At 61.7% G+C, this 26,529-nt stretch carries 24 protein-coding genes; 10 read left to right on the top strand and 14 right to left on the bottom strand.

Going from position 1 to position 26,529, the window contains the following annotated elements; genetic code table 11:
* Positions 1-79 precede the first annotated feature (79 nt).
* From ACOYXG_RS09745 to ACOYXG_RS09735, 3 genes are all read left to right on the top strand, one after another.
* Entirely contained in the window at positions 80-418 is a 339-nt protein-coding gene (locus ACOYXG_RS09745; protein WP_027614617.1) for a DUF6124 family protein, read from the top strand.
* 481 nt (positions 419-899) lie between these two features.
* The gene (locus ACOYXG_RS09740) at positions 900-2,051 is read left to right on the top strand and encodes a M14 family metallopeptidase (RefSeq protein WP_097088171.1); all 1,152 of its coding nucleotides are present in this window, start codon (positions 900-902) and stop codon (positions 2,049-2,051) included.
* Positions 2,052-2,200: 149 nt separating this feature from the next.
* Positions 2,201-3,400 carry an MFS transporter gene (locus ACOYXG_RS09735; RefSeq protein WP_150369685.1) on the top strand — a complete coding sequence of 400 codons (1,200 nt, stop codon included), beginning with the start codon at positions 2,201-2,203 and terminating at the stop codon, positions 3,398-3,400.
* Here the strand turns inward: ACOYXG_RS09735 and ACOYXG_RS09730 are convergent.
* Positions 3,397-3,942 (bottom strand): cytochrome b, encoded by a 546-nt coding sequence (locus ACOYXG_RS09730; RefSeq protein ID WP_027614614.1) that lies wholly within the window; start codon positions 3,940-3,942, stop codon positions 3,397-3,399. The genes ACOYXG_RS09735 and ACOYXG_RS09730 overlap by 4 nt on opposite strands.
* On the bottom strand, positions 3,939-5,033 hold the full coding sequence (locus ACOYXG_RS09725) for a catalase family peroxidase (RefSeq protein WP_460357340.1): 1,095 nt from the start codon (positions 5,031-5,033) through the stop codon (positions 3,939-3,941). Before ACOYXG_RS09725 ends, ACOYXG_RS09730 begins: the two co-directional genes overlap by 4 nt.
* Before the next feature lie 157 nt (positions 5,034-5,190).
* Here ACOYXG_RS09725 and ACOYXG_RS09720 point away from each other — a divergent pair, with 157 nt between their 5' ends.
* A complete protein-coding gene (locus ACOYXG_RS09720; RefSeq protein WP_460357337.1) occupies positions 5,191-5,697 on the top strand; it encodes an RNA polymerase sigma factor in 507 nt (168 codons plus the stop codon).
* Positions 5,694-6,449, top strand: a complete 756-nt coding sequence (locus ACOYXG_RS09715) for an anti-sigma factor family protein (RefSeq protein ID WP_460357335.1) — start codon at positions 5,694-5,696, stop codon at positions 6,447-6,449. Before ACOYXG_RS09720 ends, ACOYXG_RS09715 begins: the two co-directional genes overlap by 4 nt.
* A 125-nt stretch (positions 6,450-6,574) precedes the next feature.
* Here ACOYXG_RS09715 and ACOYXG_RS09710 read toward each other — a convergent pair whose 3' ends face one another.
* The 7 genes from ACOYXG_RS09710 to ACOYXG_RS09680 form a co-directional block, all read right to left on the bottom strand.
* Positions 6,575-7,546, bottom strand: coding sequence for a Csu type fimbrial protein (locus ACOYXG_RS09710; protein ID WP_460357332.1), 972 nt, complete (start codon positions 7,544-7,546; stop codon positions 6,575-6,577).
* Positions 7,543-9,900, bottom strand: a complete 2,358-nt coding sequence (locus ACOYXG_RS09705) for a fimbria/pilus outer membrane usher protein (RefSeq protein WP_460357329.1) — start codon at positions 9,898-9,900, stop codon at positions 7,543-7,545. The genes ACOYXG_RS09710 and ACOYXG_RS09705 overlap by 4 nt, the downstream gene beginning before the upstream one ends.
* A gap of 244 nt (positions 9,901-10,144) precedes the next feature.
* Complete coding sequence (locus ACOYXG_RS09700) at positions 10,145-10,933, bottom strand: fimbrial biogenesis chaperone (protein WP_027614608.1); 789 nt, start codon at positions 10,931-10,933, stop codon at positions 10,145-10,147.
* Positions 10,934-10,967: 34 nt separating this feature from the next.
* Positions 10,968-11,468 carry a Csu type fimbrial protein gene (locus ACOYXG_RS09695; RefSeq protein WP_095138831.1) on the bottom strand — a complete coding sequence of 167 codons (501 nt, stop codon included), beginning with the start codon at positions 11,466-11,468 and terminating at the stop codon, positions 10,968-10,970.
* 4 nt (positions 11,469-11,472) lie between these two features.
* Complete coding sequence (locus ACOYXG_RS09690; RefSeq protein ID WP_027614606.1) at positions 11,473-12,009, bottom strand: Csu type fimbrial protein; 537 nt, start codon at positions 12,007-12,009, stop codon at positions 11,473-11,475.
* A gap of 20 nt (positions 12,010-12,029) precedes the next feature.
* Positions 12,030-12,563: a Csu type fimbrial protein gene (locus ACOYXG_RS09685; RefSeq protein ID WP_096795681.1), complete on the bottom strand. Its 534-nt coding sequence runs from the start codon at positions 12,561-12,563 to the stop codon at positions 12,030-12,032.
* 104 nt (positions 12,564-12,667) lie between these two features.
* Positions 12,668-13,189 carry a Csu type fimbrial protein gene (locus ACOYXG_RS09680; RefSeq protein WP_460357325.1) on the bottom strand — a complete coding sequence of 174 codons (522 nt, stop codon included), beginning with the start codon at positions 13,187-13,189 and terminating at the stop codon, positions 12,668-12,670.
* 287 nt (positions 13,190-13,476) lie between these two features.
* Between ACOYXG_RS09680 and zapE the strand changes: the two genes are divergently transcribed.
* Positions 13,477-14,598 (top strand): cell division protein ZapE, encoded by a 1,122-nt coding sequence (zapE, locus tag ACOYXG_RS09675; protein WP_460357322.1) that lies wholly within the window; start codon positions 13,477-13,479, stop codon positions 14,596-14,598.
* Positions 14,599-14,811: 213 nt separating this feature from the next.
* The gene (locus ACOYXG_RS09670) at positions 14,812-16,125 is read left to right on the top strand and encodes a protein kinase (protein WP_460357319.1); all 1,314 of its coding nucleotides are present in this window, start codon (positions 14,812-14,814) and stop codon (positions 16,123-16,125) included.
* A gap of 82 nt (positions 16,126-16,207) precedes the next feature.
* On the opposite strand, the gene ACOYXG_RS09665 is transcribed toward ACOYXG_RS09670, so the two are convergent.
* The gene (locus tag ACOYXG_RS09665) at positions 16,208-16,912 is read right to left on the bottom strand and encodes a YebC/PmpR family DNA-binding transcriptional regulator (RefSeq protein WP_027614601.1); all 705 of its coding nucleotides are present in this window, start codon (positions 16,910-16,912) and stop codon (positions 16,208-16,210) included.
* Positions 16,913-17,131: 219 nt separating this feature from the next.
* On the opposite strand from ACOYXG_RS09665, the gene ACOYXG_RS09660 reads away from it, so the two are divergent.
* Positions 17,132-18,517, top strand: a complete 1,386-nt coding sequence (locus ACOYXG_RS09660) for a type VI secretion system Vgr family protein (RefSeq protein WP_460357316.1) — start codon at positions 17,132-17,134, stop codon at positions 18,515-18,517.
* A gap of 613 nt (positions 18,518-19,130) precedes the next feature.
* Here ACOYXG_RS09660 and ACOYXG_RS09655 read toward each other — a convergent pair.
* Both ACOYXG_RS09655 and ACOYXG_RS09650 read right to left on the bottom strand, forming a co-directional pair.
* A complete protein-coding gene (locus tag ACOYXG_RS09655) occupies positions 19,131-20,522 on the bottom strand; it encodes an FAD-dependent oxidoreductase (protein ID WP_460357312.1) in 1,392 nt (463 codons plus the stop codon).
* Positions 20,523-20,597: 75 nt separating this feature from the next.
* Positions 20,598-21,923 carry an MFS transporter gene (locus ACOYXG_RS09650; RefSeq protein ID WP_460357309.1) on the bottom strand — a complete coding sequence of 442 codons (1,326 nt, stop codon included), beginning with the start codon at positions 21,921-21,923 and terminating at the stop codon, positions 20,598-20,600.
* A gap of 270 nt (positions 21,924-22,193) precedes the next feature.
* Here ACOYXG_RS09650 and ACOYXG_RS09645 point away from each other — a divergent pair, with 270 nt between their 5' ends.
* Positions 22,194-23,066, top strand: a complete 873-nt coding sequence (locus tag ACOYXG_RS09645; protein ID WP_097088195.1) for a LysR family transcriptional regulator — start codon at positions 22,194-22,196, stop codon at positions 23,064-23,066.
* 92 nt (positions 23,067-23,158) lie between these two features.
* Here the strand turns inward: ACOYXG_RS09645 and ACOYXG_RS09640 are convergent, their stop codons facing one another.
* Positions 23,159-24,094, bottom strand: a complete 936-nt coding sequence (locus tag ACOYXG_RS09640) for an IS110 family transposase (RefSeq protein WP_103369841.1) — start codon at positions 24,092-24,094, stop codon at positions 23,159-23,161.
* A gap of 235 nt (positions 24,095-24,329) precedes the next feature.
* The gene (locus tag ACOYXG_RS09635; RefSeq protein WP_097088196.1) at positions 24,330-25,190 is read right to left on the bottom strand and encodes a LysR substrate-binding domain-containing protein; all 861 of its coding nucleotides are present in this window, start codon (positions 25,188-25,190) and stop codon (positions 24,330-24,332) included.
* A 113-nt stretch (positions 25,191-25,303) separates the two neighbouring features.
* Here ACOYXG_RS09635 and ACOYXG_RS09630 point away from each other — a divergent pair, with 113 nt between their 5' ends.
* On the top strand, positions 25,304-26,413 hold the full coding sequence (locus ACOYXG_RS09630; RefSeq protein ID WP_460357305.1) for a 2-aminoethylphosphonate--pyruvate transaminase: 1,110 nt from the start codon (positions 25,304-25,306) through the stop codon (positions 26,411-26,413).
* Positions 26,414-26,529 lie beyond the last annotated feature (116 nt).

The raw sequence follows: 26,529 nt of genomic DNA, 5'->3' as shown, positions 1-26,529 counted from the left end.
TTTAAATCCTCGTCACAACTACGCATCGTACTATGCTGGAAGCACGGACTTTCAATCGAACAAGGAGTGCCCCTTCACCATGAATATCAGCAGCAAAGACTTGCCCGATCTGCAAATGGACACCACGTTCACCTCCCCTCAAGGCAACGCGGCAGCGCAGCGAGCACTGGACTATTACTTGAAACCAGCTGTTTCAGAACCCGAGGTCGAGGAGCGATTTTTCAATGTAAAACGCCATCTCAGCGGCGAAGAGGCCCTCGTGCACGCGTCGGATCTGTTGCGCTGTGCAGCGGCCACGGCCTTCAAGGCAGCAGAAAACCTGCAGGGCGCGAGCCGCGACCTGGCATTTTCGGTGGTGCATATGGTGGATATGGCGCGGGCGATGGTCGACCATTCAATTGATGGCGAACAGCTCTGACGGACACGGGAAGCGGACGGACAGAAAAGAATTTTCCGATCGCGCAGATAAAAACATTTGACTTGCAAATGATAATGATTATTATTGCAATCAGCTGGTCGCGAGATCAGTCGATGGACCAGAGACCTTAGGTCGGTCTTCTGGACTATCTCCTCATCAGGCTAATCACGGTTTTTGACCCGGCTTTTTGCCGGGTCTTTTTTTGCCCGTTTTTCGGGCTTATGGCTTCAGGCTAATGAAGTCTTTGGGTGCTGCAAATTCGATGGCGCGGATAATATCAAAAGAATATCGCTTGGCAAGCAAAGCCCGGCCCGATTGGGGCAAACTAATGACAATTAGCACTTGAGAATCAATCGCACAGTCTCTAAGCTGCTTGCGCGTCACGGAAGACGCCCCCCACCGCAACCCGCAATTTCCCTCGGTTTCAGCCCTGTCTTGCGTGTAAAGTAGCCGCCATAAAAATCATATTCAGGAACCGATTATGACCGTGGCCAAATCTTCGTTCGACATCAGCGCCAACTTCGACAGCGGCAACATTCAAGTCATCGACATCTCCAATCCGCTCAACCCGGTTCTGGCCATTCGCCCGGATACCCGGAGCGCGCATTTTCAGTGGTTCCACTTCAAGGCCAGCGGCCTGCACGTTGGCCAAGAGCATTGGTTTCGTCTGAATAACGCCAGCCAATCCTCGTACAACAAAGCCTGGACCGGTTATCAAGCCGTGGCGTCCTACGACCATGTCAACTGGTTCCGCGTACCAACGATTTTCGAAGGCGACTGTCTGCGCTTCTCCCTCGAAGCCACGCAGACCCACGCCTGGTTCGCCTACTTCGAACCCTACAGCCGAGGTCGTCACGACTGGCTGATCGAGCAAGCGCTGACCAAGGCCGGCACCGAACTGCTGGCCACCGGCAAAAGCGTCGAGGGTCGTGACATTCAGCTGCTGCGCAAGGGCAGCGGCGCCGAAGGCCAGCGCAAAATCTGGATCATCGCGCAACAGCACCCGGGCGAACACATGGCCGAATGGTTCATGGAAGGCGTGATCGAACGCCTGGAGCGCCACGACGACCCGGTGCTGAACAAGCTGCTGGCCAGCGCCGATCTGTATCTGGTACCGAACATGAACCCGGACGGCGCCTTCCACGGGCATTTGCGTACCAACGCCATGGGCCAGGACCTGAACCGCGCCTGGCAGAGCGCCAGTCAGGACATCAGCCCAGAGGTACTTTTCGTACAACAGCAGATGGAAAAGTACGGCGTCGATCTATTCCTCGACGTACACGGTGATGAAGAAATTCCCCACGTGTTCACCGCCGGTTGCGAAGGCAACCCGGGTTACACGCCGCGCATCGAGAAGCTCGAAGAGCATTTCCGCACGCACCTCAAGCACACCACGAAAGACTTCCAGACCAAATATGGCTACACCCGCGACGAACCGGGTCAGGCCAACATGACCCTGGCCTGCAACGCGGTCGGCCAGAAATACGACTGCCTGTCGCTAACCCTGGAAATGCCGTTCAAGGATCACGACGACCATCCGAACAAAGAAACGGGCTGGTCGGGCAAGCGCTCGAAACAGTTGGGCAAGGACGTGCTGACCACCATCGCCGACATGGTCGATACCCTGCGCTGATCCCTCCCCCGCTCCCCCCAAAGATCGCAGCTGTGTCTGCGATCTTTTTTTTGCGCAATCACACGCCATGACCAACAAGGTTGCAAATTAAAACCAGAATGCTTACCGTGATTCTGGTTTTAATTTGAAACCCAAAAAGGAAACAGGGCATGCAACCTCAACCTCTCAAAAGCAGCGTGGTGCTGCTGTTTGCCGTCGCCTGTGGACTGGCGGTGGGCAACGTGTATTACGCGCAGCCGCTGCTGGACGCCATGGCCGATGCCTTCGCCATGTCACCGGCAACCATCGGCATCGTCATTACCCTGACGCAAATCGGCTATGGCATCGGTCTGGTATTGCTGGTGCCACTCGGCGACCTGCTCAACCGACGGCGACTGATCGTCACCCAGACCCTGCTCTCGGCCGCCGCGCTGTTGATGATCGCGCTAGCACCCAGCAGTGTGTGGTTGCTGCTCGGCATGACCCTGACCGGTTTGCTCGCGGTGGTGACGCAAGTGCTGGTGGCCTACGCCGCGACCCTGGCGATCCCGGCGCAACGCGGCCGGGTGGTCGGCGTCGTCACCAGCGGCATCGTCGTCGGCATTCTGCTCGCGCGCACCATTGCCGGGGTCATGGCTGATCTGGCGGGTTGGCGGGCGATCTATCTGCTGTCGGCGGGGCTGACGCTGCTGATGGCACTGCTGCTGTTGCGCGTCTTGCCCAGGGATGAAGCCGCGCAGCCCGCAAGCCGTTACGGCGCGCTGATCGCTTCGGTATTCAGCCTGTTCAGGCAAGAGCCGGTGCTGCGCCAACGGGCGATTCTCGCGCTGCTGACCTTTGCCAGCGCCATGGTGCTGTGGACGCCGATGGTGCTGCCGCTGGCCGCCCCGCCGCTGTCGTTATCCCATAGCGAAATTGGCCTGTTCGGCTTGGCCGGCGCCGCCGGTGCACTCGCCGCCGCGCGCGCCGGACATCTGGCTGATCGCGGTCTGGGCCAATGGGTCAGCGGTCTGTCGCTGCTGCTGATGCTCGCCTCGTGGCTGCCGATCGCCCTCACCCAGTCCTCGCTGTGGGCGCTGTTGCTCGGCGTGATCACCCTCGATCTGGGCTTGCAGGCCGTGCACGTCACCAGCCAGAGCATGATCTACAGCGTACGCCCTGAAGCGCAAAGCCGCCTCACCGCCGGCTACATGCTGTTCTATTCGATCGGCAGTGCATTGGGTTCGATTACCTCGACGGCGATGTACGCCTGGGCCGGCTGGACCGGCGTGTGTCTGCTTGGCGCCGTTATCAACGCAGTGGCGCTGGGTTATTGGTGGCTGACCCTGAGAAGTGGCGCACCGCAGCGGTGCGCCACACAGACGGGTTAATCGCGATCGCGACCGCGCAACATGCTGTCGAGCACCTCGTCGCGACGCACCCAACCATGGAACAGCGCCGCTGCCAGGTGCAACAGCACGGTCAGGAACAACAGGTACGCCAGATAGCCATGCGCCTTGCGCAGCAGGGCAAATACTTGCGCATCGGCCGGCAGGATCGACGGCAACTGCAAGGTATTGCTGAGCATCACCGGCTCCCCCGAGGCACTGATCATCGCCCAACCGAGCAGCGGCAGCACCAGCATCAACGCGTACAACAACACATGCGAAGCCTTGGCCGCCATCACCTGCCAGCCCGGCAGATCCGCCGGCAGCGGCGGCTGTCGAGTGGAAAACCGCACCAACAGGCGCACGACCACCAGCAGCAGAATCGCAATCCCCAGCGGTTTGTGCAGATGAATCAGCCATTCATGCCGCTGTGAAACCGAAGTGACCATGCCGGCGCCGATGAACAACATGGCGATGATCATCAGCGCCATCAGCCAGTGCAGCAGCCGCGCCAACAGCGCGAAATGAGTCGGTTGCGTGCTCATGGGCGAGCCTCCTGTCTGGCGGCGGGCAATTGGCTGACTTCACTGGTGCGCCGTAGATAGGAATCGGCGTAACCGGCGGAACGCGCCGCGAGCAGCGGGTCGTCGGAGCCTTCGATCCCGGCTGGCAGCACCAGCGGATCGTAGTTGATGTCGCGGCATTCGCCGCTGAGCTGCGGCTGGGTCTTCTCCAGCACCAGCGTGCCGGCGTTGATCACCTTGCGGCCCTCGGGCCAGGTTTTACTGGCATCGTTCACCGGATCACCGGGGTTGGCCAGGGTGATGTTCAGCTGCCAGCGCAACGGCCCTTCGGCCAGACGCTGCACCAGATCCTTCTCGAGAAAATCCGCGCCCTCCGGCGCCGAGGCTCCGGCGGTATCGCGCGCCAGTGGCGTGACACTCCAGCGCACCGCCTGCTTCTGCCCGCTGGCGTTGACCAGATAGAACGCATTGATGCTGTTGTAGGTTTCGGTGGCATAGCTGGCCGACGGTTTGGCGGTCTTCACCCAAGTCAGGAACGGTACGGCTTCCGGGTGCGCGGCGAAGAATGCCGGCACTTTCGACGGATCCGGTTTACCCGTGGCCGGGTCCGGCGACTGCGCCTGCTGCAACTGATAGAACGCCTCTGGAGTGCCAACCGGGAACACCGGCATGCTGTTCATCCCGGTGCGCCATTGCTGACCGTTGGCCTGGGTGAAACGCAGCGCCAGACTGCGGATCGGCACACTGCTGTCCGGGGCGTAGGGATTCCCTGCCGGCAATGCGAAGCGCCCGACCACCGGAGTCTGCGCCTCGTTGAACACCTGTGCGGAAGAAAACGCCCGCGCCTCGCCACTGCTCTCGAAATGCCCGATCACACACACGCCCTTGGCGTGGTTGCGCCGGAACCCGGGATGCACACCGTTGTTTTTCTCCAGCACATCAACCAGCGCCTTGGGCGTCAGACGTTGTGGGTCAAGATTACCGTGCACGTAGGCAAACGCCCCGGCCACTGCGGCAACCACCACGGCAATCGCCGTCAGGCGCAACACTGTGCTCGCGGCACTCAAGGGCGGGCGCGACGGCCTGCCCGGCGGTGAAGTGCGATCAACCATGAATAACTCCAGGGCCATCGGCCACAAGTAGGAAGAATCAGCAAGACGCGCCCCAGCGGGATTTATTCCATGGCCCGGTATTTATTTTTCCGAACGTGGAATAACCTCGAACGGCAGACGTCTCCCTAGTCCACAGCGTAGTGACTAGCAGAAATTCATGAGCGAATTCGACGAACAGTTGAGAGAAATCATTCCCAGATTGCGCCGCTTTGCCGTGTCGTTGACCCGCAACAGCAGCAGCGCCGACGATCTGGTGCAGGCCAGCCTCGAGCGGGCCCTGTCCGGCTGGAGCGCGAAACGCGCCGAGGGTGATGTGCGCGCGTGGCTGTTCGCGATCCTCTATCGGCAATTTCTCGACGCCCACCGACGCTCCCGTCGTTATGCGCGGATGCTCGAATTCTTCACCGGTCGCGACGACGCCGAACCCTCGGTCGAGCGCACCGTGATCGCCCAATCGACCCTGCAAGCCTTCGATCGCCTGCCCACCGAACAACGCGCGCTGTTGCTGATGGTCTCGGTCGAAGGCCTGAGCTACAAGGAAGTCGCCGAAATCCTCAACATCCCCACAGGCACGGTGATGTCGCGCCTGTCCCGCGCCCGCCAGGCCTTGCGCCAGCTCAGCGACGGCGAAATCAGCAGCCCTTCTTTGCGGATACTCAAATGATCAGCATGCCCCCCAGCGAGCGTGACCTGCACGCGTACGTCGACCATCAACTCAAAGAGGCCGACCGGCGTCTGGTCGACACCTGGCTGACCACTCACCCGGAAGCCGCCGCGCAGGTGCGCGCCTGGCAGCACGACGCCCAGTTGTTGCGCGCAGCCCTGGGCGGTGCCTTGCAGCAACCGGCCAATCCGGAACTCGATCCCACGCTGATTCGCCAGCGCCTCAAGCGTCAGTCGCGTCGTCACCTGGCCAGCGCGGCGGTGTTGCTGATCGCGGTCGGCATCGGCGGTTTCAGTGGCTGGCAGGCGCGGGAAATGACCCTCGTGCGCTCTTCCATGCTGCCGATGACCGATGCCTTGCAGGCCTATCGTTTGATCGCCCAGCAAGGGATTTTGCCGGCGGACTACAAGGTCGACACTGACGGCGATATGCAGCGTTGGCTCGACCGTTATTTCACTCAGGCCAGTCGCTTGCCGGATCTGAAATCCGCCGGTTTCGAACCGGTCAGTGGCCGCCTGCTCAGCACCGATGAAGGCCCAGCGGCGATGGTGGTGTATGAGGATCGCAGCGGCCACAAGGTCAGTTTCTACGTGCGGCCACCGGGGCCGAAGAACACCTTCCTGCCTCGCGGTAGCCGCAGCGACGGCGATCTGCAGGCCGATTACTGGTCCGGTGGCGGGTACAACTATGCGATGGTCAGCCCGACGGATTCGCCGGCGGCGCAGCAATTGAGGCAGTCACTGCCATTGTGAAAACTGCGCAATTCCCCCTTGTGGGAGCGGGCTTGCTCGCGAAAGCGGTAGATCAGCCACCATCATTGCTGAATGACACACCGTATTCGCGAGCAAGCCCGCTCCCACAGGGGGCATCGTATGAGTCAGAACCCTACATCGAGCACCACATTGTCCAGGTAAGTCCCCGCCGGCGGCGTGGTCTGGTCGGTGTAGATTTTCGCGTTGTAATTGAAGATCTGACTTCCGGTGCCCAGCCCATTCCCCGGATTGACCTCGGCGTCAGTGCTCGACCGGCGTGCGCTGCCGACACTGCCCCAACGAGTGGTGCCAGCGCTTTTGAAGATGTCGTAGGCCAGATAGTTGCTCCCGGAAATCATCCGCCGCCGACCGCCGACACTGACCGGGTTCTGTCCGTCGCTCAAACCGACGGTGTAGGCACTGCCCTTGGTGCAGGCCAGGTTGATCGTCTGCCCCGTCACCGGGGTAAAAGCGCTGATCACCGGTGCACTGCCAAAGGCAATGTTCGGCGCAGTAATCGTGCAGTCGTTGGACACGGTCAGGTTCACCGTCAGCGTCGCCGTACCGCTATTGATGTCACGCCCCAGACAAACACTGCCGATACCGATCCCGGAGCAGTAATTCCAGTTCCAGAAAATGCTCAGGGTTTCCGTATAAACCCCGGCGGCGACGTTACTGCCAATGGTCGTGCCCAAGTACAGCGGCACGGTTTTCGGGGTGGTGCCGTTGAGCAATCCCAAGGCATCGATAATGCCGTTACGGGCGAAGTCGAAGGCGCTGCCACGGGTGACCGGGTAGCTGGTGCTGTTGTTGGCGTAGATCGTGTAGCCGATGACGTCGCCGGTCGGCCCGAGCAAACCACTCTGGGTCGAGGTGATGGTGGCGTAGAAATGGTCGTTGCTGGTCAGCAATGACAGCAGTGAGCCGGTACAACTCAACCCGGCATTGAGCGTGGAACTGGGCTGCGTCGTGGTGCGCACGGCAATCGAACTGATCGAACCGAACGCCGCCGGCGTGGTGCTGACCACCGAACACAAGGCCTGCGCCATCCCCGGCAGCAGCAACGCCAGACACAGGCAAATCCGCACCGCGTTCATTGGCACACCAACGGGCCGATCAGCGGCACCTGGCTTTGCTGCATGTCCACGGCGAATTGCGCCTTGCAGGTCTTGCCGTCGGCCAGCGAAACCTGCAACGAGTTCTGCACCTGGAGGTTTTCCAGATAGACCAAGCCATCCCAACCGACCACCGTGCGCGTACCGCTCTGCTCATGAAGCACCCCCGCACCCAATGGCAATTCACGCTGGTGCGCATCCACCAGCACAATACTCGCAGCGATCACCCGGGTCAGTGGAAACTCCAGCAAATAACCGCTGCCACGGCGTACGGCGATGCGCTGTTCGACGTTGGGGCTGCGCACGTTGGCCGGCAGATTCAGCGGATCGATTTCGTATTTGCCGCGGTAGTACGCGCTGCTCCACGGCACCAGCAAGTGGCCGTTTTTATCGGTTTGACCGACCTGCTGGTTTTCGTAGCGCACCGGAATGTCGGCGAAACCATCGGTGCTGACCACCACAAACGCGTCGTCGATGCGATTGGCGGCGAACACCTGGCGGTCCATCCACACCAGCGAGCCACTGGCATCGGCCCAACGGGTCTCGGCGTCTGAGGTGCCGTAAACCCCGGCCTGCAACTGCACCGATTGCAGACGCCAGGTCACGTCGGCCTGACGATAATCGGGGCCATCACCCTTGGCATACCCCAGATTGAAACCGACCCCGCCCTCGGTCGGCACCGAACGACTGTAATTGACCCGCTGCTGACTCTGCCCGGTCTTGCTGCGCTCGCTGCTGATCGCCAGGCTGCCGCGCAGATCGAACGGGATCACCAGTTGCGCTTGCACCGCCCAGTGGCTGTCGCCGATCTCGCGGTTGGCCGACAGATAGAAGCTGCTGTTGCGCCACAGCGGTTTGCTCCAGCTAAGGTTGAGCAGACGCGTGCGCGAATCGTCCGCCGCGCGCACATCGAAATAACCGGCACCGAGGCTGCCCCAGCGCTCTAGGTTGACGCTCAGGGTCGCCTGCTCGCTGCTCCGGCTGAGGCTGATATAAGGGCTGTCGATCACGCTGAGGTCGGCGTACTGATCGCGGCGTTGCAGGCGCTGCCAGGAAAAACTGTAGCGCTGGCTGCTGTACTGATAACCGAGACTCAACTGCTCGCCGCCGTCGCCGTCGAATCGGCTCTGACTGATGGCGCTGTTGAGTACGCCGAAATTGCCCAGACGCCAATTGCCGCCGATCCCGCCGAGGGTCAGCGAGTCAGCCGCTTCGGCGTGGCTTTCCAGGGTGAAGCTGTCGCTGACACCGTAGCGCACGCTGCCGGAGGTCACGCCGGGGCCATAGCTGAAGTCCTTCAAACCGTAATCGCGGCGCAACGTACCGGCCGCCACCGAAAAATCACTCAGGCCTTTTTGCAGCAGACTGCTGGTGACATAGAACGGCACCGTGGTCGACACCTGCCGCCCCAGCGCATCAGTGGTCACCACCACTGCCTCCCCGGCGCCGTTGATGAACGGAATGTTGGTCAGGGTATACGGCCCCGGTTGCAGGTCGGTGCTGCTCGACTTGTAGCCGTTGATAAACAGATCAACCGAGGACGGTACCGCGGCCTCACCGGCGAACTGCGGTAACGGATAAGTCACCAGATCCGGGCGCACGGCAAAGTCCCGCGAGAACTGCACACCGCCCAGACGCACCGAGTTGCTCCACGGCAACGCGCCGCTGATCACGTCACCGCCCTCGTAGGTGAGCATTCGCTCGTCGTCGGAGTAACGCCAGGTGGTGTCGTAGCGCAGGTAGCCGTTGTCCAGTGTGCTGACCGAATCGCCGGACAAGGTGCGCCGGTACTGCCCGGTGTTGGACAACGTGCCCCAGCTATCGAACAGCCGCACCTCGTTCCACGCCGCCAGATAAGTGCCGGCATCGTCGGTGTCGTTGAGGTACAGGTCATAGTTGAACAACGCGCCGAAACTGCTCAGCGCCGGGGTGCGCGGATAGTTCTCGCGATTACCGATGAACTGATCCGGCAGCCACTGCGGCGGCACATCCAGAAGCAGGCGCTGGCCGACACTGTCGTAATCGCTGTGCAGTCCAGGCAGGCCGTCGAGATCAACTTCGGCACCAGGATTGCCCGGCAATTTCATCCCGGTTTCAGCCAATACGCTGGCCGGCAAAAACAGATGCCCGTCACGTTGCTGCACCGCCACCACCCGCCCGGTGTTCATCTGATTGACCACCAACTCCAGAAACAACTGTGCATCACTCACGGCCTCCATGCCGCTGGGCGGTGGCGGCAGTTCGCCGGCCTCGGATGGTTGCACGAACATCAGGCAACACGCGCCGGTCATGAGCCACAACGGACGCTGAATACGACGAGCCCATCCCGGGCTCATACACGCTTTACGTCCGTCAATGGACTCGATCCTCCTGATGCCACTCTTGCCAAAGCCAGTTATCTTTCTCTGGAATTTTGACGACACGATGCATTCATTGTGGCGAGGGAGCTTGCTCCCGCTCGGCGGCGCAGCCGTCGTCAGAACTGTTTGAGCGGACTACCTGACACGGCTTGGGGCTGCTTCGCAACCCAGCGGGAGCAAGCTCCCTCGCCACAAAAGTCCACTCGGCATGGCTCCCTTTTCAGCGTCCCGGCGCAATGCTCTGCACCTGGACCCCGCCATTGACTCGCACTTGCAACGCCGACTCACTCGCCAACGCCCCAGGTGCCGGCCAGCGCATCACCGCGCCCGGCAGCACATAACCCAACAACCCCTCGGCTAATGGCTTGCTCTGTCCACCCTGTTTGATCGCCACGTCGGTCAGCCGCGCATGCACCGCGCCCTGATTGCGCACTTCGATATACGGTCGACCGTCCACCGCCACCGTGCGCCAGCTCAGCTGCGGCACACCGATACCTTTGGGGTCACGCGGGCGGGTGCTGTCTTCCTTGCTCCACAGCCCCGCGCCGTAGGCAAACAACGGCACCGAATAGCGCATCTGAAAGCGGATCGCGGCCGCGGTTTTGCCGCCCTCGGCGGCCGGCGGCTGGGCAGAAGGGATTTCGTCGATGATGATCCGGTAGGCCAGTTCCTGCCCCGGCGGCACATCCTTGGTCCGGGTCAGGCGCACCAGTTGTTTTTGCCCCGGCTCGATCTTCGCCACTGGCGGGCTGCCGATCACGTCGCGCTGGTTCTGGTATTGCTCTGCAAAGCCGCTCTGGCTCCAGCCGAACACGCGGATCTGCAGGTTGGCGGTTTCCGTGCCACGGTTTTCCAGCCATAGCGCACTGGCCTGTTGATCGGCCTCCAGCACCGGATCGATCGGCCAGATCAGCACCGAACTGGCGGCCTGCGCATGGCCGGCCCCGAGCATGACCAGCGCCAGCAACGCGCCCTGCAACAACGAATGCCCAGACGTAACTGCCCCCATGAACCTGCTCCTTGTCGGCCATTCAAATGTCGCTTTACCACGACAGCTGCACCTGCAACACGTCGCTGTACGTCCCCCCGGGCTGATTGCCCGGCAATTGCACCTGACCGTAAATCGGCAGGCTGATGTTGTTCGCATCGCTATAGGCCACCGCCACGCTCTGGCCGATGCCCAGGCTCTGGCTGTAAGCCGCATCGCGAAACAGCGCATACGCGACCCGCGCACTGCCGCTGTTGATCTGCATGTGGCGACCGCTGCTGTTGTACTGGCCGCCATCGACCGTCATGTTCAGTGCCACCCCCGGCGTGCATTGCAACTGCACGCCGCCGGTCAATGCCACTTGCACCGTGCCGGTCGCGAGGGCCGAACTCGAACCGAAATTCAGTCCGCCGTAATTCGACACCCCGCCGACTACCAGACACCCCGGCGTGATGGTCGCGCTGACCTGAAAGCTCTGGCTGGTCGCCGCCCCCAGCGGCAGCGGCACACTGCCCGCACAGAGCAGGAGCAGCGCGGCACAGCCTTGGCGGCGCATGGCATCAGAACGTCAGTTCAACAGCGACGGTGTCGGTGTACGTCCCCGCCGGCAGTCCAGCCTTGCCCACCGCCTGACCGTAGATATTCACCGTCTGCGCCACGCCAGTGCTGGTCGCCAGGTTGATCGTGCCGTCGATCGGCAGCAGTTGCGAATGCCCGGCATCGGTGTAGAAGTCGTACGGCACGTAGTTGGCGACACCGTCGTACAGCGCGCGAGCGCCGCCCGGCGACTGCCCATCGTGAGCACCCGCACGCACCTTGACCACCGGGGTCGTGCCGCTGGAGCAGAGAATCGACAGCGCCCCGCCGCCACCGCCCAGAACCTGCCCGCTAGCGGTGGTGAACAGGCTGTTGGCGGTGCCGAAGTTCAGCGCACCAAAGTTCAGCCCGGTGGAGCCGCCGGCACCGTTGACCTGACAGCTGCTGATCAGGGTCAGGCTGGCGGTGATCTGGCCGGTGACCGTGGTGGCGGCGTGGGCACTGGAAACCAGCGTCAGGCCGAGCAACGACAAACCTATCCTTGATGCAAACTTGCGCATGGTGTCCGTCCTCTACGGGGTTACCAGTCGAGCGTCACCGTCAGCGTGTCGGTGTAGACACCTGCCGGAACCGCGCGGGTATTCGCCACCACCGTGCCAAACACCGGAATCGGTATCTGCGCACCGCTGGTGACAGCGAAATTGTGTTGTTGGCCAATGCTGTAGCGTTGGCTGCCGGAGGCATCCAGAAAGAGTTGATAAGGCAGGGTCTGGCGCCCGTTGCTCAGGCGGCGGGTGGTGCCGTCACCGTGGCTGCCGCCGTCGATGGTGACGGTGAAACCGGTGACCGAGGGATTGCAGGCAACGTTCAGCTTGCCGCTGCTGTCGCCGTCGAGACTGGCCTTGATCGGCGCGTTCCAGGTCGGCCCCTGCTGACCGAAATCGAGGGTGCCCAGATTGCTCACCGGGATCGCCGGGGTGGCGCTGTTGGTGACTTCGCACCCGGCGATCAGGATCAGCCGCGCATTGATCTGCCCACTGATCGCCGCCTGTGCGTCGTCAGCGAGCAACAGCAACGTACCCGTGGCGATAACCATCCAGTGCTTGCCTGTCATAGCGTCCGTCCTACTCCTTCAGGATGCCTGCGTACCTTGCGTTCAGCATTGAACGCCCCTTCCCTGCGCAATCCGCCTCCAGCGGATTGCCTGAAATCCTGCACTCACCAGGTCACGGTGACTTTCACCAGATCCGAATAGCGGCTGACCTGCGGCACCTGCGCCAGACGCTCGATCCGCGCATACAGCGGCAGCTCCACCGTGCCGGTGTCCGGCACCCGGCCGCTGACCGGCACGTTCACCACCAGCGGCACCCGGCGCGCCGCGTCCTGATACAGCCGATATGGAATCGGCTGGCTCCCCGCCGCCCCCGCCATGTAGCGAACCTCGCCAACGCCACCATGCAGGCCACCGTCGACCCGCAGTTGATAAGGCGTGTCGGGGTTGCACTCCAGGCGCGGCAGACGCTGATTGGTCAGCGCCGCACCCAGTGGCCCGGTCGGATCATCGAGACGCGCAGCACTGCCGAAATCCAGCACGCCCAATTGTTCGATACCCGCCTCGCGCTGCTGGCCGATCAACTGGCAGCCACGCTGCACGTCAACGCGGACTTCGACCTGAAGATCCGCCGCATGCACCGAGGCCCCAAGCACCCCGAGCAGGCCCATCACCACACGTACAATCACTGTCCCATTCCTTGTGAGGGAACATCCTGGATGACGTTACTGTGTTTCAGGGTAGCAACGGACGACGAATCCGCCAGTCGATTGGATCCATGGATCTGCCGGGATATGTTTCGAAAGTTTGGCAACACGGCGAATTACATCGCTGAAAATAGCTGTACGTCCCGCACAAATCTGTTCAGTGATCGCCCACAGTCGACGAGCCGCGATGGAAGCCGGGCGCAGCCTCTGGTTACACTACGGCGCCGCGCTCCCGGGCGCCGGTCTGATGAACACGGAGTGACTGCACTGTGCCCTCTCGAGCGCCCAAACGATCGCCACTGACCCTACGCTGGTCGGCGCTGCGCCGCTGGTTCGCCAAGGGCCGGCCCGCGCATGCCGGGCATGACGCGAATGCCCAGTCGATCCGCGACTATTTCCGGCACAAGGCCCATAGTCAGGGTTACACCCTCAGCCACAGCCAACAGCGGGTGATCGATTGCATGGCGCAGCAGGCCAGCCTGTTGTTCGGCGCCAAGCCGCAAATGCCGCCGAGCCTGTACCTGCATGGCGCGGTCGGACGCGGCAAGAGCTGGCTGCTCGACGGTTTTTTCCAGGCACTGCCGACCGCGCAGAAACAGCGCGTGCATTTCCATGAATTCTTTGCCCGGTTGCATCAGGGCATGTTCCACCATCGCGAACAAGACGACGCTCTCGGCGTCACCCTCGACGAGCTGTTAGCCGATTGCCAGGTACTGTGTTTCGACGAATTTCATGTGCATGACATCGGCGATGCGATGCTCATAACCCGCCTGTTCAAGGCCTTGTTCCAGCGCGGGATTCTGCTGCTGGTGACTTCCAACTATCCGCCGGAAGGCTTGCTGCCCAACCCGCTCTATCACGCGCGCTTCAAACCGGTGATCGAATTGATCAACGCCCGAATGCAAGTGATGGAGGTCGGCGGCTCGCACGATTACCGCAGCCAGGCGAGCAACCATGCGCATCAGGTTTTCACGCAGGGCCACTATGTGTGGCCAGCCACCGCAACCCAGCGCCAGGCGCTGAACCTGCCGCCCGAAGGTGCCCCGGCCATTGCGTTGCCAGTGGGCAGCCGACACGTTCAGGCGCGCCTGTGCGATGGCAGCCGGGTCGCTTTCGCCTTCAGCGACGTGTGCGAGCAACCGACAGCGGTGATGGATTATCTGGAGCTGTGTCGGCGTTTCGACCAGTGGATCATCGACGACCTGCCGGAACTCGGTGAGTGCTCGATCGCCGCACAACAGCGCTTCATCAACCTGATCGACGTGCTCTACGACCAGGACAAGCACCTGACCCTGCTCAGCCGCTTGCCACTGCGCGAGGCCCTTGGCGGGAATGCCATCGATCTGGCGCGCACCCGCAGTCGCCTGGGGCAGTTGCAAGAAATCCACTGATCCACTCAAGTCCCTTGTGGGAGCGAGCCTGCTCGCGAAAGCGTCCTGTCAGCCAATATTTCGCCAACTGACACTCCGCCTTCGCGAGCAGGCTCGCTCCCACAGGAATTAAAGGGGCCTCCAGTTCAGATCAATGCAAATCCCGGCTTTGCCGTTATCATGTCGCCCATTCCGAGCGCCCGGCGCTTCTTTCCTTTGATAGTGAACATCCCCATGCACACCCTTGCTCAATTGCGCGCCGGCGAGTTGTCGGGCATTACCCGGCTGGATCTGTCTTGCGGCCTGACCGAGTTCCCCCGGGAGATTTTCGAACTGGCCGATACGCTGGAGGTGCTCAATCTCAGCGGCAACGCCTTGAGCAGTCTGCCCGATGATCTGCATCGCCTGACCAGGATGCGCATTCTGTTTTGCTCGGACAACCACTTCACCGAGGTGCCGGAATGCGTCGGAAAATGCGCGGCGCTGACGATGATCGGCTTCAAGGCCAACCGCATCAGCCACGTGCCGGGCGCAGCACTGCCGCCGCTGCTGCGCTGGTTGATCCTGACCGACAACTGCATCGAAAGCCTGCCCGTCGAACTGGGTGAGCGCCCGTATCTGCAAAAACTGCTGCTGGCCGGCAATCGCCTGCAAGCGCTGCCCGCCTCAATGAGCCAGTGCCATCGCCTGGAGCTGATCCGCATCGCCGCCAACCAGATGCGTGAACTGCCGCAGTGGCTGCTGACCTTGCCGAGCCTGACCTGGCTGGCGTATGCCGGCAATCCGCTGGAAACCGAAGCCGATGCCGCCGCGCTGGAAGCCACGCCGCTGATCGATTGGTCGGCGCTGCGTCTGGAACAGCGCCTGGGCGAAGGCGCCTCGGGGGTCATTTCCCGGGCGCAGTGGCAGCGCGCCGACGGCTCGCAGGTGCCGGTCGCGGTGAAGCTCTATAAAGGTGAAATGACCAGCGACGGTTCGCCGCTGCACGAGATGAACGCCTGCATCACCGCCGGCCTGCACCCGAACCTGATCCGCGTGGAAGGCCGTATTCACGGGCATCCTGATGGCCAACAGGGGCTGGTGATGCAACTGATCGACCCAAGCTTTCGCAACCTCGCGGCATTGCCGAGCCTGGCGAGCTGCTCGCGGGATGTGTATGCCGAGGACTGCCGCTTCAGTGCCGAAGTGGCGCTGAACATTGCCAAGGGCATCGCTTCGGCGGCTGAACACTTGCATCAACAGGGCATCACCCACGGCGACCTCTACGGCCACAACATTCTGTTGAACGATCAGGGCGATTGCTTGCTCGGGGATTTCGGCGCGGCGTCGTTCCATGCCACCACCGACAACCTGGAAACCCGGGCACTGCAACGCATCGAAGTGCGGGCGTTCGGGGTTCTGCTCGGGGAATTGCTGGCGCGCGTCGACTCGGGGTTGAGCGATGAACAACGCGAGGTGCTGGAGGCGCTGGAACAGCGTTGCTGTCAGCCGGACGTGCTGGCGCGGCCGGGGTTCAGCGAAGTGATTCAGGTATTGCACACACAATGACAAAAAGATCGCAGCCTGCGGCAGCTCCTACAGGGTTATGTGTACACCTGTAGGAGCTGCCGCAGGCTGCGATCTTTTGATCTTAGCCCGCCAGACCGACAAACATGTCCTGCACGTCGTCGTGGTTGTCGAGGCCTTCGAGGAACGCTTCAACTTCAGCCATCTGCTCGGCGCTCAGGCCGCTGACCGGGTTCTTCGGCTGGTAGCCGAGTTTGGCCGACAGCACCGTGAAGCCTTGCTCAGGCAGGGCTTTCTGCACGGCGTCGAGGTCGGTCGGATCGGTCAGGAACAGGGTCGCGCCCTCTTCGCCCGGCTCGAAGTCCTGGGCACCGGCCTCGATCGCGGCCATTTCCGGATCGGCGTCCGGGGTGTCCGGCGACGCTTCGATCATGCCGACGTGGTTGAAGTCCCAGGCCACCGAACCGGAAGCGCCCAGTTGACCCTTGCGGAACGCCACGCGGATTTCCGCGACGGTGCGGTTGATGTTGTCGGTGACGCACTCGACGATCAACGGAACCTGATGCGGTGCGAAACCTTCGTACGTCACGCGGTGGTACTGCACGGTTTCGCCCAGCAGGCCGGCGCCTTTCTTGATGGCGCGGTCCAGGGTTTCCTTGGGCATCGAGGCTTTCTTGGCCTGCTCGACCACCAGACGCAGGTGTGCGTTGGTGGCGGTATCGGCACCGTTGCGGGCAGCGATGGTGATTTCTTTCACCAGTTTGCCGAAGATCTTGCCCTTGGCGTTGGCTGCCGCTTCTTTGTGTTTAACCTTCCACTGTGCGCCCATTACTCACTCTCTTGATCTGTGGCGCCGAGACATCTATTGGCCGACGCGTGGCGCCAAGTTTATACGGCCTAAAGTCGGCAATCGACCAAAAAAATCATTGTTGAATCGACATCGTCACCACGACTTGTAGGGCGATTCTGAAAAGCCCACCAGCCATGACCATTCGTGCTCGCGTTTTCGTACCCTCTGCCGTCCGTATTGCCCACAGAGCCCGTACGAATGCTCAATGATAAGGAAACCCCGTTCACCCTGACCCTGACCGACGGCCCGCTGTGCCTGCCGGTCTTGCGTTTCAGTGGCAAGGAAGCACTCAATCAGCCGTTTCGCTTCGAGATTGAAATGATCGGTCTGGCACCGGCGTTGCCCCCAGGCAGTCTGCTGCGCCAACCGGCGTTCCTGCGCCTGGGCGCCGATCACGGGATCCACGGTCTGATCCACAGCGTCAGTTGCGAGCATCGCGCCAGCCACCGCATCGGCTACCGGCTGATCCTCGTCCCGCTGCTGATGAGTCTGGACCAGCCGCCCCGGCGCCGGGTCTTCGTGCAAACGAGCGTGCCGACGATCCTCGCGCAATTGCTCGGCGAGCATGAGTTGCCGGCGGACAGTTACCGGATCGAAATGAGCATCGGCCAATACCCGCCGCGGCCCTTTTGCATCCAGTACGAAGAAAGTGACCTGGCCTTCGTGCAACGGCTGTGTGAGGAGGAAGGCATCCACTATCACTTCGAACATCACCCGAACGGGCATGTGCTGGTGTTTGCCGATGACAACCTCAGCCTGCCGCAGGAACCGTTGCCGGTGCCGTTTGGCATCACCGACGACACACCATCACCGCGCGTCAGCACGCTGTTTCAGCGCCATGACGCGCCACCGGTGATGGCTGCGCACGGCATTCGCAACCGCGGGCAGGAGGCCATCGCCACCGACGCGGCCAACCATCCCGTGCCCGCACTCGCACCGCAGAACCTGTCCGGCGAACAGCGTCACGCCGAACAACGCAGCCGTCGCCATCTGCAGCGCCAGCGCTGTCAGTCGCGCTCGATCCGGGGCACCTGCGATTGCAGCGCGTTGCGCAGCGGGCATCTGTTACAGATCAGCGAGCATCCGATCAATACCTTCAATGAACAATGGCTGATCACCGAACTGCACCACCAGGGCCAGCACCCCTCGATCCTCGACCCGACCACTGATGTGCATCGCTATCGAAACGACTTCACTGCCCTGCCCTGGTCAAGCGATTTTCGCCCGCCGTTGGCACAGCCGCGCCCGAACATCGGCGGCTACCATCTGGCACAAGTGCTGGGATCGCCCGGCCAGCCCGCGCAACTGGATGATCGCGGGCGCATCGGCGTCAACCTCTGGCCGGCGCAGACAACTGAGTCTGCATGCCTGTGGCTGCCAATCGCACTGACCGGCGCCGGCCGGCTCGCCACCCACCAGTTGCCCCGCGCCGGCAGTGAGGTGTGGGTCAGCTTCCTCGACAGCGACCCGGATCGACCGATTCTGTGCCTCGCCAACACGCGTCCCGCGCCACCGAGTGAAACACCACCACCGCGCGACAGCAGCCTGTTGCTCGATTGGCTGCTGCACGGTGCCGATCCCTAAGCGCCGCAGACATTGGCATTGAGTACACCTGGAAGAAACTGGGTGGTTGTGAGGTCGCTATCGCTGGCAAGCCAGCTCCCACAGTTGGATTGGGTGTGGGCTGTTGGAAGTGGGTCGGCTCGTAGGCCGCCTTCGCGAGCAAGCTCGCTCCCACAGTGGATTGGGTGCGGGCAGTTGGAGGCTGGTCGGCTCGTAGGCCGCCTTCGCTGGCAGGCCAGCTCCCACAGGGAGCTAAAGCCAAGCGCATGCTTTTCACCACTCAAATGGCCGAGTGTCAGCTCGCCGAAAGCTCTTGATCTTGCCGTGCCGGCCCCATCGGCAGGCTGAGTGAAGGGGTTTATCCGGGGGTGGGAGCGCAGCGACCGTTCGACGAAGTCGAACACATCGAGAGGAGGTGCAGCGAAGCAAACCGGAGGCGCTGCCCCCCGGATGAATCCCGTAACGAAGGAACCCGAGCCTAGGCGAGGGCCGTACGCCGGGGCCAAGCCTTTTGCTTACTTTTCGGCGTCTGGAAAAGTGAGTCGCTGTAAGAGCGAAACCATAAGAAGCCGTTACCGCAGAAACGGATATGTACTCGGTAACCCAAAAGAACGCAGCGCTCGCCAGCCCCCAATCACCCCTTGTCAGCCTTCCCCGCCGCCGCCGCAAACTTCGCCAACCGCACATCCAGATGCCGCGGCCGCCGCCCATGATCCTCTGCCCGCTCCTTGCGGCGAATCGCATTACGCACCATCAACGACCCCAGATACCGAATCGGCTCCGGCGGAAAATACCCCAGCGGCCCGTTCACCAACGGCGAACGTGTCCAGGGGTTATCGAGCCCCTGCACCAACGAGGCAAGAATCTGCCCGCCCATGTGACACGGCCCGACGCCACTGCCGGAATAACCAAAGCCATAAAACACATTGCCACTGGCACTCATCTGCCCGAAAAACGGCAACCCGGTGATCGATCGATCCGACGGCCCATTCCACGTTGCGTCGATCTTTACATCGGCAAACGCCGGGAAGAAGTCGCCGAGACTGCGCTTGAGCAAATCCGCATAGGGCGATGGCTTATCGAACACCGGCAGCATCCGCCCGCCAAACGCGAAGGTATTCCCCCCCTTGCCAAGCATGATCCGGCCGTCCGGCGTGTTGTGGTAGTAGTGCACGAAAATCCGCGAATCGAGCACCGTAACGCCGCTGGTCAAACCGATTTTCTGCAGCAGATCCGGGCGTGGCTCGGTGATCAGCATGTCACTGGAGACAATCGCCACGCTACGTTCGAACTGTGGAAACGCCCGGGCCATCCACGCGTTCATCGCCAGTACCACACGGTCGGCTATCACGCAGCCCCCAGCGGTGTGAATACGCGCCGGACGGCCCTCCTCCAGGCCGGTCATCGCCGTGTTCTCGTGGATCTTCACGCCCAGTTGTAACGCCACCCGACGCAGCCCGCGCACCAGTTTGCCCGGTTGCACACTGGCCGCCGCCGGCGAAAACCAGCCCTCCAGATGCTTGCTGGAACCGGCCATGCGCTGCACATCGGCCAGCGGACGCTGGGTGAACGAGTTGATGCCGTTACGCTCAAGCGCCGCGATCACGGCGTCGGTCGAACCGACCTGCGCCTTGTTGGTGGCGGTGTACAGCGTGCCGTCGAGGCGATAATCGGCATCGACGCCGTACTGTTCGCAGAACTCGCCGATGGCGTGGATGCTGCGCTCGGATTCCTTGACCAGACGCACTGCCTCCTCGACACCGAACAGGCGCTCGAGGGTGAAATACTTGGCCGACCACGACAACGCGCAACCACCGTTGCGGCCACTGGCACCGGCGCCGCAGATGTCGGCTTCGATCAGCAATACGTCGAGTTCAGGGTTCTGCTGCTTGAGCATGATCGCCGTCCACAACCCGGTGTAGCCGCCGCCGACGATGCACACGTCAGTGCGCACTTCGCCTTGCAGCGGCGGGCACGTCGCGGATGGATCGGCCTGCAAGGCTTGCTCTAGCCAAAACGGTCGCATGGGATTCTCCAGTCAGATGGCCACGACACAGCCTGCCGCGAACGCCGCAGCAGGCCGCGAGGCAAGGGTTTTCAGTTACGCAGGGGTTTGATGGATGGTCAGCGGGCAATTGGGAATGGACGCGCGCGGTTCCATCACCCCGACCGGGCGGCTGTTCCAGTGCGGAATCAGCACCAGCGCCGAGAACAATGCGCAGCCGGCGAAGACGATGAACACCGTCACCGAATCGAAGTAACCCGGCAGCAATCCGCCGAGCACCGCGCCGACCGAGCCGCAGCCGTTGACGAAGCCGGCCGCCGTGGCACCGGCCTTGGCCTTGCCGAAGTCGATGGCGGCCGCGCCGCTGATCATCGAATCCGGCCCGTACAGGGTCAGGCCCATGACGAACAGCAGCGCCACCACCAGCATCACGCTGCCGGTGTGCAACGCGCCCATGAATAGCGCCAACGTTACGGTCAGTGCCAGCAGACTGAGGACGCAGGCCGGCATGCGCCGGGCGCCGAACAGTTTGTCCGAGGCCAGACCGATCATGATCGGCCCGAGCAGACCGGCCAGTTCGAACGAGGTGGGAATGATCGCCGCGCCGACCTTGCCGACACTTGGCATCTGCTCAAAGACGATCACCGGCCCCCACAACAGAATCGCGTAACGCGCCGGTTTCAACATGAAATACGCCAGGCCCAGCACCAGCACCGTGCGGTTGCGCAGGATTTCCTTCAACGGCTCCCAGACGCTGAGCTTGCTGTTGGCTTCGGTTTCCGCGGCACTGAGTTCCGGCTCCGGTTCAACCGCCGGCAGGCCGACGTCTTCGGGTTTGTTGCGCTGAAAAATGAAGAACAACAGCGCCACCACCGCGACCACTGCCGCGCTGGAAATGAACGCCGCGTGCCAGGTGCCCATCAGCGTATACGCCCACCAGCCGGCAAACGGCGAGGCCACCAGACCGCCAAACGCGTAGCAGGAGCTCCACAATCCGAGCACCCGCCCACGCTGCTGCGCCGGGAAGAAACTCCCAAGGTTTTTACACAATCCCGACCAGCCGGTGGACTGCGCCAGCCCCTGGATCAGCATGCAAGTGGCGAAGATCGGCAAGGTCGCGAAACTGCCCATCACCAATGCCGCACCAGCGGAAATCAGCAGCCCGCCAAGCACCACGACCCTTGGGCCGAAACGGTCGGCGAGCATGCCCCAGGTGAATTGGCCGATGGCGTAGGCCGCCAGATAGATCGCATCGAGGTTGGCCATGGCCATCTTGTCGAGCATGAAGGTCGGGTCTTCGGCGATGCCCAGTTTGGCCACCGAAAATGCTTTGCGGGTGAAATAGAAAGCGGCGTACGCGAGCCAGGTGACAGCGAAAATCTGCATGCGCCAACGCGCAATGGTGCCGATGTGCTTGTTCATTGTGGTTCTGACCTCAGGGTGTGAGTGTGCCGGCAGAATCGTTAAGTAAACGCCTGTGTTTTTTATTGTTGAGCACTGCGCCAGCGCCCCATCCCTGATGGCGATAGCGGTCAGATGAGTCCTGTTGTTGCACGCACAGGCTCATCGCCGACGCTGCTGTCCGAGCGGACAGTCAGCGCTGGCGTGAGCGGATCAAAGCAATTACTGTTTAATAAATAAAATCGATTTATCGTATTTCACACATAAGCTCAGCTTGTTACTGGAGGCTGCATGTCGGTGTCCCACGCCCAGCTCAAAGCCTTCCACGCCGTGGCCGTGCATGGAAGCTTTACCAAAGCCGCCGAACGGCTTTTTCTCACGCAACCGGCAATTTCCGACCAGGTGCGCAAACTCGAAGAGCGCTTTGGTGTGTTGCTGTTCCATCGCAACAAGCGTTCGGTGCGCCTGACCGATCTCGGTGAGCGGCTGCTGGCGATTACTCAGCGGCTGTTTGTGATCGAGGCTGAAGCCCAGGAACTGCTACAGGAATCCCAGGCGTTGCAGACTGGCAGCCTGATTCTCGCAGTGGACGCACCGATACACGTGCTGCCGCAGATCGCGCGGTTCTGCGAGCGGTATCCGGGGATCAGCGTGAAGATCGAGACCGGTAACACCGATGAATCGCTGTTTCGCCTGTTCAACTATCAGGCCGATCTGGCGCTGCTCGGGCGCGATGTCACTGATGAACGTCTGCTGTGCGTGCCGCTACGCAACGACCCGATGGTGGCGTTCGTCTCGCGCCATCACCCGTGGGCCGAGCGCGAGTCGATCTGTCTGGCCGATCTCGATGACACGCCGCTGGTGCTGCGCGAGCACGGCTCGGTAACCCGCCAGACTCTGGAAGAAGAAATGGCCCGCGCCGGTTTTCGCATTCGTCCGGCAATCCAGGTCGAGGGCCGGGAAGCCGCGCGCGAGGCGGTGGTGGTGGGGATCGGTGTGGGGGTGGTGTCGGCGGCGGAGTTTGGCGCGGATTCGCGGGTGTGTGCGTTGCCGATCACCGATTGCACCCGGCGGTTGACCGAGACGCTGGTGTGCTTGCGCGAGCAGAGTTCGCGGCGGGTGGTGGCGACATTTCTCGAGATGGTGCGCGAGAGTCTTGGGTAAACCGGTCTGGTCCCTTCGCGAGCAGGCTCGCTCCCACAGTTGAAATGCATTCCAATGTGGGAGATTCTATGTTGCTCAGCAACCCTAGAATCTCAAACTGATCGGTATTCGCCCTGATTCTTCATCAGGGTGAATGCCACTCGGCAGAGCTTGCGAGCAAGAGCTACCAATGCCTGTGTTTTCGAGAAGCCTCTGGCCAAGTATGACTCGTAAAAAGGCTTCCACTTGGTTGAGCGACACGCCGCCATTGCGGCGTTGTAGGCTAATCGACGGATCTCCGGATCTCCTTTTTTGCTCAGGAACCTCGGGCCGTTCTTTTTCCCCGAATCGTCCACCGTCAGATCCATACCCAAAAACGCGATGAACGCGTCGCTGTTGGCAAAGTCACCGCGCATATAGGTCGTTGCCAACCCAGTCGCAGTCAGCTCTCCCACGCCCTCGATTGCTTTGCAGCGGTCAATATTGTCATCAATACCGGCCTCTTTGCTGACTTTGCGCAGCAGTTTTTGAATGACCTTGTCGGATCGCTCGAATGCCTTTTGCTGAGCCGTACGTTCTTTCTTCAGCAAGGGTTCGTCGGCCCAGCTCAACATCAGACCCGTATGGTTCTGAATCAGCGTCGCGCGTCTGTGCAGCAAGCTTTTCAGTACGGTGTAGGCTTTAGGAGGCGGGTTCCAAAGCCGCAGTTTGCTTTGTTCATTCGTCAGATAGCGTGCGAGCACGCGTGCATCGCAGGGATCATTTTTGGCTCGCTGACCGACACCGCGACGATAGTGGCTGACTCGATAAGCATCCACCACATAGACCTGATGTCCCATCGCATGAGCCAGATCAACAGTCTCCAAATGGTAGATATTGGTGGCTTCGACAGCGATAGCGCTTTGCGCGGGCAGAGTTTTGAGCCAACGTTTGAGGGCGGCACGATCATTCTTGACCGCTTCAATGGTTTCCAAGTCGGCGCGATAGACAACGATTTCGGCCTTGGCGATATCGATACCAACAACCGTCTGCGAAGTAAGGATTGTCATGACGAATCCTCGGAGCTAGGGTTTAAGAGCTTGTTGGGGTCTACCGTTGCGCTGGCTTGTCTCTATCGTCGGTTTACCGATGAATTCCTTATTGGCGCTTTGGGTAGAAGGGGCGGGACGAGAAGTCTCCCACGGTCTGTACTGGTCAGAGTCAGAATCGAGTCTGTAGTCCCGCCCACCCCTTCAAGTCTAAACATACAAGCGAGCCTGCTCGCGAAGGACGCACCACGGTGTATCAGCCTGGCGCCAGACCGAAGAACGCTTGAATCAGGCGCAACTCCCGCCGCCGCTCCATGCAGCCAATCATGTGCCGATTGACCAACCCGTCGCCGACGATCGGAATCGCCACCACCCGCGGGTCATGGCTGACCTCCACCGAAGACACCACACCCACCCCCAGCTCCGCCGCCACCGCTTCGGTCACCGCCTCACGGCTGTCCAGTTCCAGCAGCACCCGTGGAATGACCGTCGCCTGCGCACACGCCTGATCAAAGGTGCGCCGGGTGATCGAACTCGGCTCGCGCAACACCATGATCACCTGATCCAGCTCCTTGAGCTTCACTTCGCCGGCACGCTGCGCCCACGCATGCGCCGCCGGCACCAGCGCGCAGATCCGCGATTCGCTCAACGCTTGCAGATGCAGGCCCTTGCGCGGTTCGACCTCGGTCAGCACCGCCACGTCCGCATGCTCGGACAACAGCGCGGCGAGGGTTTCCTGCGCATTGCCCAGACGCAAATTCACCGTGATCCCCGGATAGCGCGCACGCAGGCTGGCGAGCATCGGCATGACCATGTGCGGGCCGTCCGCCGCCACTTCGAGGCGCCCGGTGAGCAACTGACGATTGGCTTCGAGCAGGGTTTGCGCTTCTTCGGCCAAACCGAACATGGCGCGGGTGATCGCCGCCAGTTTGGTGCCCTCCTCGGTCAATTCCACCCGGCGTGCGGTGCGACGCAACAAGGTGATCTGGTAGTGCTCCTCCAGCGCCTTGATGTGTCCGGTGACCGCCGGCTGACTGATGAACAGGCGCGCGGCGGCGCGGGTAAAGCTGCCTTCCCGGGCCACGGCGTCGAAGGCGCGCAGCTGGAACAGATTCATGGATAACCCTCACTGATGGCTGGAATAACAACAAACAATTTGATTGATAGACCGCCGAATTGCAACGTATGCCCCGTAGCTTCATCCCACAGCGCTATCGCGAGGACACACGAATGAGTACTGCCGCACCCATCCTGCTCACTCCCGGCCCGTTGACCACGTCGGCCCGCACCCGCCAGGCAATGATGATCGACTGGGGGTCATGGGATGACCGCTTCAATCAACTGACCGCCAGCCTCTGCGAGCAATTGCTGGCGATCCTCAACGGCGCCGCCACTCACCACTGCGTGCCATTGCAGGGCAGCGGCACCTTCGCTGTCGAAGCCGCCATCGGCACCTTGGTACCGCGTGACGGCAAAATCCTCGTGCTGATCAACGGTGCCTACGGCAAGCGTCTGGCGAAGATCTGCGAAGTGCTCGGGCGCTCGTTCAGCACCTTCGAAACCGCCGAAGACGAACCGACCACCGCTGCCGACGTCGACCGCCTGCTGCGCGCCGATGGCGACATCACCCATGTCGCGCTGATCCACTGCGAAACCAGCACCGGCATCCTCAACCCTTTGCCGGAAATCGCCGAGGTCGTTGCGCAACACGGCAAGCGCCTGATCATCGACGCCATGAGCTCGTTCGGTGCGCTGCCGGTGGATGCGCAAAAAGTCCCATTCGATGCGCTGATCGCCGCTTCCGGCAAGTGCCTGGAAGGCGTGCCGGGGATGGGTTTTGTCTTCGCCCGCAAAGAATCACTGGCTGCAGCCGCCGGCAACTCGCATTCGCTGGCGATGGATCTGCATGACCAGCACAGCTACATGCAGAAGACCGGCCAGTGGCGTTTCACCCCGCCGACCCACGTGGTCGCGGCGCTGCACGAAGCGTTGCTGCAATACAACGAAGAAGGTGGCCTGCCTGCTCGCCATGCGCGCTACGCCGCCAACTGTCAGGCGCTGATGGAAGAAATGGGCAAACTCGGCCTGCGCAGCTTCCTGCCGGCGGCGATCCAGGCCCCGATCATCGCCACCTTCCATGCCCCGCAAGATCCGCGCTACCAATTCAAGGACTTCTACGAACGGGTCAAGGCCAAGGGTTACATCCTCTACCCCGGCAAACTGACCCAGGTCGAAACCTTCCGCGTCGGCTGCATCGGCCACGTCAACCCGGACGAAATGCGCCAGGCCGTGGCGGCAGTGGGTGAAGTGCTGCGCGAGATGGAAGTCCTCGATATCTGAAACACCACTAATCCCCTGTGGGAGCGGGCTTGCTCGCGAAGGCGGAGTGTCAGCCGCCATCAATGTTGAATGTGCCGCCGCATTCGCGAGCAAGCCCGCTCCCACATTTGAACTGT

It is taken from the genome of Pseudomonas sp. G3-39 (genome assembly GCF_054790485.1).
Note: the sequence above shows the minus strand (reverse complement) of the source record. Positions and strands in the feature narration are given on the sequence as shown.